Source organism: Sulfitobacter sp. TCYB15 (assembly GCF_040435955.1).
In the GTDB taxonomy this organism is placed as follows: domain Bacteria; phylum Pseudomonadota; class Alphaproteobacteria; order Rhodobacterales; family Rhodobacteraceae; genus Sulfitobacter; species Sulfitobacter pontiacus.
Genome location: NZ_CP159193.1, coordinates 751254 through 764703, shown reverse-complemented (window position 1 = coordinate 764703; position 13450 = coordinate 751254). Strand labels below are relative to the sequence as shown.

Here is a 13450-nt window from a genome sequence, read left to right as displayed (position 1 = left end):
CTGACCGAGCCACGCTGCCGCATAATGTGGGCAGGACAAACACGAGGAGAAACGGGGCATGGCGACTGGCACCGTAAAATGGTTCAATACCACAAAGGGATACGGCTTTATCGCGCCTGATGGTGGCGGCAAAGATATCTTTGTTCACATCTCGGCGGTTGAACGCGCTGGCCTGACCGGGCTTGCCGACAACCAGAAGGTGACATTCGACGTAGAAGCGGGCCGTGATGGCCGCGAAAGCGCCGCGAATATCGCATTGGCCTAACCGGCCCAAAACCGGTTCATAATATTTTTGACGACGGGCGCTTCGGTGCCCGTTTTTTGTGCAAAACTACTCGTTTTCGTTGATCTGATCGATCAGAGTCAGCACTTTCGGGCCCAAAGCATCAACGATTCTCGTGACGCCTTGCGCGTTCGGATGCACCCCGTCGGCCTGGAAAAACCCGCGTGCCTGCGCCAGATCGGGCGTCTCGCCATTGTCGGACAGGCCGTCAAAGAAGCTGCCCATCAGGCTCGCGTCATATTGCGCGGCCAGATCGGGATAAATGCTGTCAAAGGCGGTTTTATAGTCGGGGCCAAAGTTGCCCGGCGCGGTCATGCCGACCAGCAGCACTTCTACCTCGGCGTCTTGGGCGGCCTTCATGATTCCATCCAGATTGGCGCGGCTGACCGCGGGGTCGATCCCGCGCAACAGGTCATTCCCGCCTAAGGTCACAATCATGCCATCGACCTCGGGCGTCATGGTCCAGGCGACCCGCGCCAACCCGCCAGCGGTCGTGTCACCCGACACGCCTGCGTTGATCACCGTCACATCCGCACCGTTCTGATCCAGCCAGTTTTGCAACTGTGGCACGAACCCGTCCTCGGCGGGCAGGCCGTAGCCCTGCGTCAGACTGTCGCCCAATGCTGCAATAACAAGCGGTTCCGCCAGTGCGGGGCCTGATAATACCAGAACAAGTGCCGTCGTAACCTTGCGCATCATGGTCGAACCTCCATATCCAACAGGGACCGTATTTCAAAAGGCAGCCCTATGACCGACCCGGTGTTCCAGCTTCAAGATGCATCCCTGAAACTGAATGGCAACGCCGGAAAGGTCGACATCCTACATGGGATCACCCTGGACGTCGCACAAGGAGAGACGGTCGCCTTTACCGGCCCGTCGGGGTCGGGCAAGTCGTCGTTGCTGATGGTCATGGGCGGGCTGGAGCGTGTGACCGGCGGATCGGTGCGCGCCTTGGGCGAAGACCTGAGCACCCTGTCCGAAGATGGGCTGGCCAAATTTCGCCGCGGGCGGATGGGCATCGTGTTCCAGTCCTTCCACCTCATCCCCACCATGACCGCGCTGGAAAACGTCGCTACCCCGCTGGAACTGAACGGCGTCGCGGACGCCTTTGACCGGGCCGAGGCGGAATTGCACGCGGTGGGTCTGGGGCACCGGCTCAACCACTATCCCGCGCAGATGTCGGGCGGCGAACAGCAGCGGGTCGCATTGGCCCGCGCCTCTGCCCCGCGTCCGTCGATCCTGTTGGCGGATGAACCGACAGGGAACCTCGACAGTACCAATGGTGCCGCGATCATGGAGTTGTTGTTCGATCTGCGCGAAAAACATGGTGCGACTTTGGTGTTGGTGACCCACGCCGATGAATTGGCCGCGCGCTGTGATCGGATCGTCACCCTGACCGACGGGCGGATCGTCAGCGGGACGGGCGCATGAGCCTGCGTCTGGCCGGCCGCTTTGCCCGCCGCGAGATGCGCGGGGGGCTGCGGGGTTTCCGTCTGTTTCTGGCCTGCCTCGCCCTTGGCGTCGCGGCAATTGCTGCCGTCGGCTCTGTCCGCTCTGCGATCGAGGGTGGCTTGCAGCGCGAAGGTGCGGCCCTGCTTGGTGGCGCGGCCGAGATTGATTTCACCTATCGTTTCGCCACCGATGCCGAACGCGACTGGATCGAGAGCCAAGCCAGCGCTGTGTCTGAGGTTGTCGAGTTCCGGTCCATGGCTGTCGCGGGTGACGGGGCCGCCGCTGACCGTGCGCTGACGCAGGTGAAAGCGGTCGATGATCTTTATCCGCTGGTGGGCGAGATGGTGCTGGAACCGGCGATGCCGCTGGAGCAGGCGCTCGGGCTGGAAAACGGCCTGTCCGGCGCGGTGATGGAGCGCGCCTTGTCCGACCGTCTGGGCCTGTCCCCCGGCGACACCTTCAAGCTTGGCATCAAGGAATTCCGCCTCTCCGCCCTGATCGCGCGCGAACCCGACAGCGCCGCCAGCGGCTTTGCCCTTGGGCCCCGCACCCTGCTCCGGACCGAGGCGCTGGACGGGGCCGGCCTGCTGGCGGAAGGGACGCTGTTCAACTCCAAATACCGGATGCTGCTGCCTGCCGATACCGACCTTGATCAACTGCGCTCTGCCGCCCGTACGCGGTTTGAAAACAACGGGATGCGCTGGACCGATGCGCGCAACGGGGCACCGGGGGTGTCGCGCTTTGTCGAACGGTTGACGGCGTTTCTGATCCTTGTGGGCCTATCCGGTCTGGCTGTGGGCGGCGTGGGCGTATCGGCTGCGGTGCGATCTTACCTCACCGGCAAGACCGAAGTCATCGCCGTGCTCCGCGCGCTAGGGGCAGACCGCGCGACGATCTTCCAGACATATTTCATGCAGATCGGTGCCCTATCGCTTCTGGGGGTCGCCATCGGCGTGGTGCTTGGGGCCGTGGCCCCGCTGGTCTTTGCGCCGTTGATCTCTGCGCGGCTGCCGATCCCTGCGGCCTTTGCGATCTATCCGGCACCCTTGGCCGAGGCAGCGATTTACGGGTTGCTGACCGCCTTTGCCTTCACGCTGTGGCCACTGGCCCGCAGCGAGAACATCCGCGCGGCAACCCTGTTTCGCGACGCATGGGACGGGGCCGCGCGTTTTCCGGCACCGCGCTATGTGGCGATTATCGTGATGACTGTGGCGCTGCTGGTCGCGCTGGCGGGGTGGTTCAATGGCAGTTGGTGGCTGACGCTCTGGACATTGGGCGGCATCGCAGGCGCGCTCGGGATCCTCACGCTGGCGGCGCTGCTGGTGCGGTTCCTCGCACAACGCGCCGCGGTTCTGGCACGCGGGCGACCGCGGCTGCGTTGGGCCCTGGCCGCGATTGGTGGCAGTGGCGAAGGTGCCGGGGCCGTGGTGCTCTCGCTGGGGCTCGGCCTGTCGGTGCTGGCCGCCGTGGGGCAGATCGACGGCAACCTACGGCAGGCGATCTCGGGCAACCTGCCCGATGTGGCCCCGTCGTATTTCTTTGTCGACATCCAGAAAGACCAGATCGACGGCTATACCAAACGGCTGACAGACGACCCCGCGGTGCGGCGCATCGACAGCGCGCCGATGCTGCGCGGCGTCGTGACCCAGATCAACGGCAGGCCCGCCAAAGAGGTCGCGGGCGATCACTGGGTGGTGCGCGGCGACCGCGGGCTGACCTATGCCGAGGCCCCCGACGACGACACGGTGATCACCGCGGGCGAATGGTGGGCGCCTGATTACGCAGGCCCGCCGCTCATTAGCTTTGCCGCCGAAGAGGCCGAGGAGATCGGGTTAGAGCTTGGCGATACGCTGACCATCAACGTGCTGGGGCGCGACATCACCGGCACCATCGCCAGCTTCCAAGAGGTCGACTTCTCGACCGCGGGGATCGGGTTTATCCTGACCATGAACCCCGCCGCCCTGACCGGCGCGCCGCATACCTATATCTCGACCGTCTACGCCGATGCAGAGGCCGAGGCACCGATCCTGCGCGATCTGGCCACCGCCTATCCCAACATCACCGCGATCCGCGTGCGCGATGCAATCGACCGCGTAGCGGCGGTGCTTAGCGGGTTGGCTGCGGCGACATCCTACGGCGCGGCGGCTACTCTTCTGACCGGCTTTCTGGTATTGATCGGGGCAGCCGCCGCCGGGGCGGATGCCCGTCGCTATGAAGCCGCCTTGCTGAAAACCCTGGGGGCCTCGCGCCGCAGCATCGCCGCCAGCTTTCTGATGCGTGCCGCTCTGCTGGGGCTCTTCGCCGGTGCCGTTGCCCTGCTGGCAGGTATCTTGGGCGGATGGGCCGTGAGCCGCTTTGTGATGGACACCAGCTTTGCCGTGGTATGGCCTTCGGCGCTGCTGATCGTCACTGGGGGCGCGCTGGCGTCGATCCTTGCGTCGCTTGGCTTTGCGATCAAAGCCTTGAACGCCAGACCCGCACAGGTGCTGCGCGCCCGCGAATAGATGGAACCGATAGACCGAAAGAGGGATACAACAATGACGCAGACCACCCAGACACTGCCCGCCCCCCTGCCACCCGTTCTGACGGCAGCCCAGCAAACGCATGTGGTGAATGTCCTGCGCCGTGCCGCACGGGCCGAGGTGCTGCCGCGTTTCCGCAACCTCGCCCCCGCTGACATCGACACCAAATCCGGCCCCCATGATCTGGTGACCGCTGCCGATCTGGCTGCCGAGGCAATGATCACCCGCGCCCTCGCCACGGCCTATCCGGAGGCGCTGATCATCGGCGAAGAGGCGGTATCGGCCGACCCCGCCCTGCAGGACAAGATCGCCAACGCCCCGCTGGCCTTTATCCTTGATCCCATCGACGGCACATCGAATTTCGCCCACGGGCTGTCCACCTTCGGCACGATCCTTGCGGTCACGCGCTTTGGCAAACCGGCCTTCGGCGTCATCTATGACCCGGTCAATGACGACTGGGTGATCAGCGACGACACCAGCCCCCCGCGCTTTGAACGCGCCCTTGGGCAGTCGCGCCCGCTGCGGGTCAGCATGGGCAAACAGATTGAGGACCTCAGCGGTTTCGTCCCGCTGGGGAACTTCAGCAAAGAGCTGCGGGTCAAAGTCGCGGCCACCCTGCCCAGCTTTGCCAAGGTAAACTCGCTTCGTTGCTCGGCGCATGAATACCGCACCGTCGCCCAGGGGCACGCCGATTTCGTGCTCAGCGGGACGCTGCACCCTTGGGACCACGCTGCCGGCGCGTTGATCTGCACCCAAGCCGGTGCCCATGTCGAGATGCTGTCGGGCGGCCCCTATGACGCGACGCTGCGCACAGGGCATATTCTAGTGGCACCGGACAAAACGACATGGAACCGCCTGCGCAAGGTCTTTGCCTTCCTCGCCGACGACTGAGCCCGCAATGCAAAACGGGCGCGAGGTTTCCCCCGCGCCCGTTCGATCACATATATAGGGAACAGCTTACTCAGCCGCCTCTGCGTATTCCTCCATCGGGGGGCAAGTGCAGATCAGGTTGCGGTCACCATGCACGTTGTCGACACGGTTGACCGGAGGCCAGTATTTGTCGACGCGGAACGCGCCGGGGGGGAAGCAGCCCTGCTCGCGCGTGTAGGGACGATCCCACTCGCCAACCAGATCCTCGACCGTGTGCGGCGCGTTCTTGAGTGCGTTGTTCTCGCGCGGCATATCGCCGTTCTCGATTGCGCGGATCTCGTCACGGATCGCGAGCATCGCGTCGCAGAAACGGTCCAGCTCGGCCTTGGTTTCCGACTCGGTCGGTTCCACCATCAGCGTGCCTGCGACAGGGAAGCTCATCGTCGGCGCATGGAAGCCGGCGTCGATCAGACGTTTCGCGATGTCATCCACCGTCACGCCTGCGCTATCCTCGAACGGGCGCACGTCAAAGATGCATTCATGGGCGACACGTCCCGTCGGCCCCTTGTACAGCACCTCGAACGCCCCTTCGAGCCGCTTGGCAATGTAGTTGGCGTTCAGGATCGCCACCCGCGTCGCCTGCGTCAGCCCGTCACCGCCCATCATCAAGCAGTACGACCACGAGATCGGCAGCAACGATGGCGACCCGTAGGGTGCCGCCGAAACGGCACCCTCACCGCCGTTCGGATGGCCGGGCACATGGGGGATGAGATGTGATTTCACGCCAATCGGCCCCATGCCGGGACCGCCGCCCCCATGCGGGATGCAGAAGGTCTTGTGCAGGTTCAGGTGGCTGACATCACCGCCCACATCGCCCGGACGCGCCAGACCGACCATCGCGTTCATATTCGCCCCGTCGATATAGACCTGCCCACCGTGATCATGGGTGATCTTGGTCACCTCGGTCACGGTTTCCTCGAATACGCCGTGGGTCGAGGGATAGGTGATCATGCAACCGGCAAGGTTCTCGCTGTGCTTTTCCGCCTTGGCGCGGAAGTCATCCAAGTCGATGTCACCATTGGCCGCCGTCTTGATCACGACCACCTTCCAGCCGACCATATTGGCGCTGGCGGGGTTGGTGCCATGGGCCGACATGGGGATCAGGCAGATGTTGCGATGCCCCTGCCCGTTGGCACGGTGATAAGACGCAATCGCCAGAAGGCCGGCATATTCCCCCTGCGCGCCAGAATTCGGCTGCATGGAAATCGCGTCATACCCGGTGATGTCACAAAGCTTGGCCGACAGGTCGTCGATCATATGCTTATAGCCAAGCGCCTGATCCTGCGGCACAAACGGGTGGATCATCGAGAACTCGCGCCAGCTAACGGGCATCATCTCCGCAGCCGAGTTCAGCTTCATCGTGCACGACCCCAGCGGGATCATCGCGCGGTCCAGCGCCAGATCACGGTCGGCCAGACGGCGCATGTAGCGCATCATCTCGGTCTCGGCGCGGTTCATGTGGAAGATCGGATGGGTGAGATAGGCGCTCTCACGTAGCATATCATCGGGGAACCGATACTGCGCCTCGAATTTCTCGTCGCTGCGGCGGATGCCAAAGGCGCGCCAGACGGCTTCGATCGTCTCGGGCACTGTACGTTCGTCCAGCGTGATGCCGACACGTGTTTCACCGACGCGGCGCAGGTTGATGCCTTCGTCCACCGCGGATTTCATGACTGCGGCCTGCAAGGGGCCGACATCAACCGTCACCGTGTCGAAGAAGGATTTGGGATCGACCTTAAAGCCGGCCTCCTCCAGCCCGTTCGCCAGACGCACCGCCTTGCGATGGATGCGCTGCGCGATAGCCTTCAGCCCCTCGGGCCCGTGGAACACCGCATACATGGACGCCATCACCGCCAGCAAAGCCTGCGCCGTGCACACGTTGGAGGTCGCCTTTTCGCGGCGGATGTGCTGCTCGCGGGTCTGCAGGGACAGACGGTAGGCGCGGTTGCCGTGCGCATCAATCGAGACACCCACAATCCGCCCCGGCATTGCGCGCTTATAGGCATCCTTGCATGCCATATAGGCCGCATGCGGGCCGCCATAGCCTTCGGGCACGCCAAACCGCTGGGTGGACCCGACGGCGATATCGGCCCCCATGGCACCGGGCTCTTTCAACAGCGTCAGCGCCATCGGATCGGCCGAGACGACGCCCAAGGCACCGGCCTCATGCAGCGCGGCCATATGGTCGGTAAAGTCGCGCACATGGCCGTAGGTGCCAGGGTACTGGAACAGCGCCCCGAAGACAGCGCTCGCGTCCATCTTGTCAGGGTCGCCGATGATCACCTCGATATCCAGCGGGGCTGCGCGGGTCTGGATCACGGCGATGTTCTGGGGGTGGCAATCGCGGTCGACAAAGAACGCCTTGGCCTTCGATTTCGACAGGCGCATCGCCATGGTCATCGCCTCGGCACAGGCCGTCGCCTCGTCCAGCAGTGACGCATTGGCGACCTCAAGCCCGGTCAGATCGCTGACCATGGTCTGGAAGTTCAGCAATGCCTCAAGACGCCCTTGGCTGATCTCGGGCTGGTAGGGGGTGTAGGCCGTGTACCATGCGGGGTTTTCAAAAATATTGCGCTGGATCGCAGGCGGCGTCACCGTGCCGTGATAGCCCTGCCCGATCAGCGAGGTGAGCACCTTATTCTTGCCCGCCACCACGCGCATGTATTCCAGCACTTCGCGCTCTGACATGGGCTTGCCGAAATCCAGCGGCTCTTTCTGGCGGATCTGCGCGGGCATCGTGTCATCGATCAACGCGCCAAGGCTTTGTGCGCCGACGGTTTTCAACATGTCCGACATCTCTGCCGGGGACGGCCCGATATGTCTGCGATTGGCAAAATCATACGGCAAATATTCGGTCGGTTTGAAAACCATGGCGCGGGGCCCCTCTTCCAAATGGTATAAAAATCCCCGCCGGAGGCTCCGACGGGGGCAGCGGGATTTACCCGATGAACTTCTGATAGGCGGCTTCGTCCATGAACTCGTCCATCTGGCTTGGATCGGACGCCTTCATCTTGAAGAACCACGCCTCGCCCTGCGGATCGTCATTCACCATCGCGGGGTTGTCGGACAGCGTGCTGTTGACCTCGATGATCTCTCCATCGATCGGTGCCAGAATGTCGGACGCGGCCTTGACGGATTCGATCACGACGACCTCGTCGTCCTTGCTGACGGTCGTGCCTTCGTCGGGCAGCTCGACAAACACCACGTCGCCCAGCTGTTCGGCGGCGTGGATGGTGATGCCAACGACGATCTCGTCGCCTTCAACCCGCAGCCATTCGTGCTCTTCGGTAAACTTCATTCTTTCATCCTTCGCTAGATTATCTTTTAAAATTTGCCGCAACAAAGGGCAGCTTGGCCACAGTCACCGGCAGACGCTTGCCACGGACTTCGCCCCACAGCATCGTATCAATACCCGCCTGCGCCTCACTGACATAGCCCATTGCGACAGGCCCGCCTACCGTCGGCCCGAAACTGCCCGAGGTGACCTCGCCCACCTGCGTGCCCCCTGTCGCCGCGTCAAACAGCGGTGTCCCGTCGCGCATCGGCGCACGGCCTTCGGGGGCCAGACCGACACGCTTGCGGCCGACACCATCGTCAAACGCCGCTTGAACGGCATCGGCACCGGGGTAGCCGCCCGCGCGTTCACCACCGGCACGGCGCGCTTTCTGGATCGCCCAGGTCAGGCTGGCCTCGACCGGATTGGTGCCTGCGTCGATGTCATTGCCATAAAGACACAAGCCCGCCTCAAGCCGCAGCGAATCCCGCGCGCCCAGACCGATGGGTTCCACACCCTCGATCTCCAGCAACCGGCGGACCAGCGCTTCGGCGTGGGCCTCCGGCACCGAAATCTCGAAGCCATCCTCGCCGGTATAGCCCGACCGCGAGGCCCAGACCTCTACCCCGTTAAGCGTCAATGTGCCGAAATCCATGAACCGCATTTTGTCCGCAGCGGCATCAAGCGATGCCACAGCCGCCCCCGCCGCAGGGCCCTGCACAGCCACCAGCGCGCGGTCGGTGATCGGGGTCACGGTGATCTCTGGCTCTAACGCGGCTTTCATGCGTGCGATATCGGCATCCTTGCAGGCGGCGTTGACCACGACGAACAGGTCATCACCACGGCGCGCGAACATCAGGTCATCCTCGATCCCGCCGGCGTCATTGGTGAAAAACCCATAGCGCTGCCGCCCGTCTTCCAGCCCCAGCACATTCATCGGCACCAATGTCTCGAACGCCAGCGCCACGGCGTCCCACGACGGGCCGGTCACCATCACCTGCCCCATGTGGCTGACATCAAAGACGCCCGCTGCGGCGCGGGTGTGCAGGTGCTCTTTCATCACGCCCATCGGATATTGCACAGGCATGGAATAGCCCGCAAAGGGCACCATCTTGCCCCCCAGTTCCAGATGAAGATCGTATAGCGGTGTCTGTTGCAAATCGCTCATGGTCACGCGGCCTTTCCCTATCCAGAAGGCCATCGACCATACTGGCACCCAGCAGACCGCGGGAATGCAGCCTGTCAAATGCCCCCTCTGTCCTTTCGCCTGAGATCGTTATCCCTTCGGCGGACGCTGTCGCGTCACTCTCCAGAGTTGTTAGGTCCCGTTGCGGTCCTTTGGCCTGAGAGTTTCCGGGGCGGTTGCTCCTTCGGCACCGGCTTGCGCCGGTTCTCCCGTAACGGTGTGGGCAAGTGCTATGCCGGAACGCAGCGCTGCGTCAAGCAAAGTTGATAGGGCGGCGCGAAAACTTTCATCCGGTGCCGCGATATTGGGCAGCACGTCGGGTGCTGCGCGTGCAAGATGTGGACATCATCGCGCAGCGGCGCCAAAACACCCGCATGACACCATATTTCTTCGGCTACGGCAGCCTCGTAAACCGCAATACCCACGCCTATCCAGACGCCCGTCCGGCGCAGCTTCGCGGCTGGCACCGGCTTTGGGTGCGCATCGAAGGCGCCGCGCATGTGTTCCTGAGCGTGCTGCCCGAAGAGGGCACCGTGATCGACGGGTTGATCGCGGCGGTCCCCGGTGCCGATTGGGTGGCGCTGGATACGCGCGAAACCAACTATGATCGCATCGGGTCGAACGGGGCGGTGGTGCATGACATCATCCCGGCCCCCGATATGGCGCATTATTCCGTGCCCACAGACACCCATGTGACATCGGGCGACCATACCATCTTGCTCAGCTATCTTGATGTGGTGGTGCAGGGGTTCCTGCGCGAATATGGCATCGACGGGGTGCAGCGTTTCTTTGACACGACGCGGGGCTGGGATACGCCGATCCTGAACGACCGCGCCGCGCCGAAATACCCGCGCGCGCAAGAGCTTACCGCGCAGGAAACCGCGCTGGTCGACCAGCATCTGGCCCGCCTATCGGCGCAGGTGCAGTAGCGACATCAACCGCCCGTCGCGGGCGAAAGCTTCGGGGTTGGCACGTTTGCGCTGCCCGCCTTGCGCGATCATCCGCCGCGCGAGCACCCAGGCCAGCGCCCCGAACAGCACCCCCGCCGCCGCCTGCCCGATCAGCACACCGGGGGCCCCGAACAGCAGGCTGCCACCCCAGACCAGCGGGATCATCCCCAGCGTGTTGCGGCCCCAGTTGGTCACGGTCGAATAATAGGGGTGGCCCATATTGTTGAACGCCGCATTCGACACGAACAACACGCCGTTGAAAAAGAACGCCAGGGACAGCGGCCCGCAGAACAGATAGATCAACGTCAAGGTGATCCCCTGCGCATCAAACATCGCCGCCAGCGGCGCGCGGAACGTAAACAGCGCGGCCGAGATGACGACGATCACCAAAGCGGCAAAGCTGACCCCCGCGGCATAGGTCCGCTTGACCCGCCCCAGATCGCCCGCGCCAAAGTTCTGCCCGATGATCGGCCCTACTGCCCCTGACAGGGCAAAGATCACGGCAAAGGCAACGGGCATCATGCGGCTGACAATCGCCATGCCTGCGACAGCATCCTCGCCATAGGCCGCCATTGCACGGGTCACATAGGCCTGTCCCACCGGCGTGGCGACCTGCGTCAGAATGGCGGGCACCGCGATGGACAACACGGGCATCAGATCGCGCCATAGCCCCGCAGGGCGCGGCATCGCGATCCCGCCATAGTGGCGCACAATCGGCATCAGGGCGGTATAGGCAATCACCACCCGCGCCACAAAAGACGCCCAGGCCGCGCCGGTCAGGCCCAGATCAAAGGTAAAGATCAGGATCGGATCGAGAATGGCATTCACGATGCCCCCCGCGATGGTCGCCATCATCGCCCGCCGCGCATCCCCATGGGCCCGCAGGATCGCGCTGCCCATCATACCCACCATCAGAAAAGGCACCGACGGCACGACGATCTGCAGGAAATCCACCGCCAGCGCCGCCGTCTCACCGCCTGCGCCGACCCATCCGACCAGCACATCCAGCGACAGGAACACACAAAGCGCAAAGATCACGCCAAAGACCGCGCCATAGCACAGCGCATGGGTCGTCCTCTCCCGTGCGAGCTGCGCGTCGTCCTGCCCCAAGGCCCGCGCGACCAAGGCCCCCGCCGCGATGCCCAACCCGATTCCGAAGGAGGTGGTGAAAAACAGGATCGCACCGGCATAACCGATGGCCGCCGCCAGCTCTGCCTTGCCCAACATAGAGATGAAAATCATGTCGACGAAATCGACAAGAAACACCGCCACCAGCCCGACAGAGGCGAGCAAAGACATATTGGCGACATGGCCGAACAGATTGCCCGACAAAAATTTGGCGCGCCCATCAACCATGATAGACGCGCCCTATGTCAGCCGACAGCGGCTTCATTTTGCCAGATAAACTCTCGCCGAAGGCTCCCGAACTTGCGCCCGTGAACCCGGCCCGTTTCACCCGCGCGCCTTCACGACTTGCAGCAACGGCAGCACCGCCCCCATGTCGGGGCCGTGGGGTTTACCAGTCAGCGCCAGACGCAGCGGCATGAACAGCCCCTTGCCCTTGCGGCCGGTCTGCTCTTTCACGGCGGCCGTCCATGTGCCCCAGGTGCTTTCGTCAAACTCGCCCTCAGGCAGAAGCGCCAAGGCTTCGGCGACGAATTCTTTATCCTCGTCCGCGATCACAGGCTCTGCGCCTTCGCTGAACATCTGCCACCAACCTTTTAGATCGTGCAGCGTGGTGATGTTTTCGCGGGTGACCTGCCAGAACAGCGCGGCTTTATCCTCGGGCACACCAAGGGCTGCGATGTCGCCTGCGACGGCCTCAAGCGGGAGGGTCTGCAGATAGCGGCCGGTCATGGGGAACAGGTCCTCGACGTCGAATTTGGTCGGCGCTGAGCCAAATCGTTCAATGTCGAAACCGTCGATCAGGCTCTCCATATCGGTGCGCAGTTCAATCGGGTCCGAAGAGCCCAGGCGCGCCATTGTCGACAGCAGCGCAAAAGGATGCACACCGCGTTCGCGCAGGTCGCGCAGCGCCAGCACACCCAGACGTTTCGACAGCGCCTCGCCCTGCGGACCGGTGAGCAGCGAATGGTGCGCAAAGGTCGGCACGGTGCCGCCAAGCGCTTGCATGATCTGGATTTGCGTCGCCGTGTTGGTCACATGGTCGGACCCGCGCACCACATTGGTCACGCCCATTTCCGTGTCATCGACCACAGACGCCAGCGTGTACAAAATCTGCCCGTCGCCGCGGATCAACACGGGGTCGGACACCGATGCCGCATCGATCGAGATATCGCCCAGGATACCGTCTTTCCACTCGATCCGTTCCTGATCCAGCTTGAAACGCCACACGCCGGGGCCGCGTTCGTCGCGCAGCTTGGCTTTTTCGGCCTCCGACAGGTTCAACGCGGCGCGGTCATAGACCGGCGGCTTGCCCATGTTGAGCTGTTTCTTGCGCTTGAGGTCCAGCTCGGTCGGGGTTTCCCAGGCTTCATAGAAACGCCCGATCTTGCGCAGCTCGTCCGCGGCGGCGTGGTATTTGTCCAACCGCTCGGACTGACGCTCAACGCGGTCCCAATGCAGGCCGAGCCATGTCAGGTCTTCTTTCAGACCGTCGACGTATTCTTCCTTGCTGCGCACCGGATCGGTGTCGTCGATCCGCAGGATGAACTCTCCGCCGTTCTTGCGGGCGATCAGATAGTTCATCAGCGCCGTGCGCAGGTTGCCTACGTGGATATAGCCGGTCGGGGACGGGGCGAAGCGGGTGATGGTCATTGGGTTCTCCTGATTGGCCGCTGGCTTGTCACAGCGCGGCACCATTGTCTAGATAACGTGCAGCGTCGCCCGCGC

The 13450-nt window shown here is 63.3% G+C and carries 11 protein-coding genes and 1 riboswitch; of the genes, 5 read left to right on the top strand and 6 right to left on the bottom strand.

From position 1 onward, the window contains the following. Positions 1 to 58 precede the first annotated feature (58 nt). Positions 59 to 265, top strand: a complete 207-nt coding sequence (locus ABM428_RS03625; protein ID WP_005851368.1) for a cold-shock protein — start codon at positions 59 to 61, stop codon at positions 263 to 265. Positions 266 to 331: 66 nt separating this feature from the next. Here the strand turns inward: ABM428_RS03625 and ABM428_RS03620 are convergent, their stop codons facing one another. Next, positions 332 to 982 (bottom strand): arylesterase, encoded by a 651-nt coding sequence (locus ABM428_RS03620; RefSeq protein ID WP_037964913.1) that lies wholly within the window; start codon positions 980 to 982, stop codon positions 332 to 334. Positions 983 to 1030: 48 nt separating this feature from the next. Between ABM428_RS03620 and ABM428_RS03615 the strand changes: the two genes are divergently transcribed. Genes ABM428_RS03615 through ABM428_RS03605 form a run of 3 tightly spaced genes read left to right on the top strand, consistent with a single transcriptional unit; the run spans position 1031 to position 5148 of the window. Next, complete coding sequence (locus ABM428_RS03615) at positions 1031 to 1714, top strand: ATP-binding cassette domain-containing protein (protein WP_353628182.1); 684 nt, start codon at positions 1031 to 1033, stop codon at positions 1712 to 1714. Continuing rightward, positions 1711 to 4239 (top strand): FtsX-like permease family protein, encoded by a 2529-nt coding sequence (locus ABM428_RS03610; RefSeq protein ID WP_353628181.1) that lies wholly within the window; start codon positions 1711 to 1713, stop codon positions 4237 to 4239. Before ABM428_RS03615 ends, ABM428_RS03610 begins: the two co-directional genes overlap by 4 nt. A gap of 33 nt (positions 4240 to 4272) precedes the next feature. Then, positions 4273 to 5148, top strand: coding sequence for an inositol monophosphatase (locus tag ABM428_RS03605; protein ID WP_353628180.1), 876 nt, complete (start codon positions 4273 to 4275; stop codon positions 5146 to 5148). 66 nt (positions 5149 to 5214) lie between these two features. On the opposite strand, the gene gcvP is transcribed toward ABM428_RS03605, so the two are convergent. From gcvP to gcvT, 3 genes are all read right to left on the bottom strand, one after another. Beyond that, positions 5215 to 8058, bottom strand: coding sequence for an aminomethyl-transferring glycine dehydrogenase (gene gcvP, locus ABM428_RS03600; RefSeq protein ID WP_243251167.1), 2844 nt, complete (start codon positions 8056 to 8058; stop codon positions 5215 to 5217). A gap of 67 nt (positions 8059 to 8125) precedes the next feature. Continuing rightward, positions 8126 to 8485: a glycine cleavage system protein GcvH gene (gene gcvH, locus ABM428_RS03595; protein WP_005851355.1), complete on the bottom strand. Its 360-nt coding sequence runs from the start codon at positions 8483 to 8485 to the stop codon at positions 8126 to 8128. A 19-nt stretch (positions 8486 to 8504) separates the two neighbouring features. Beyond that, positions 8505 to 9629: a glycine cleavage system aminomethyltransferase GcvT gene (gene gcvT, locus ABM428_RS03590; RefSeq protein ID WP_132997553.1), complete on the bottom strand. Its 1125-nt coding sequence runs from the start codon at positions 9627 to 9629 to the stop codon at positions 8505 to 8507. Between the two features lie 153 nt (positions 9630 to 9782). Continuing rightward, a riboswitch (glycine riboswitch) is annotated at positions 9783 to 9869 on the bottom strand. Positions 9870 to 10021: 152 nt separating this feature from the next. On the opposite strand from gcvT, the gene ABM428_RS03585 reads away from it, so the two are divergent. Next, positions 10022 to 10576: a gamma-glutamylcyclotransferase family protein gene (locus tag ABM428_RS03585; protein WP_132997552.1), complete on the top strand. Its 555-nt coding sequence runs from the start codon at positions 10022 to 10024 to the stop codon at positions 10574 to 10576. Here ABM428_RS03585 and ABM428_RS03580 read toward each other — a convergent pair. After that, complete coding sequence (locus ABM428_RS03580) at positions 10556 to 11953, bottom strand: MATE family efflux transporter (RefSeq protein WP_132997551.1); 1398 nt, start codon at positions 11951 to 11953, stop codon at positions 10556 to 10558. The two genes, ABM428_RS03585 and ABM428_RS03580, sit on opposite strands and share 21 nt — an antisense overlap. Positions 11954 to 12049: 96 nt before the next feature. Beyond that, positions 12050 to 13375 carry a glutamate--tRNA ligase gene (gene gltX, locus ABM428_RS03575; protein WP_132997550.1) on the bottom strand — a complete coding sequence of 442 codons (1326 nt, stop codon included), beginning with the start codon at positions 13373 to 13375 and terminating at the stop codon, positions 12050 to 12052. Between the last annotated feature and the right edge of the window lie 75 nt (positions 13376 to 13450).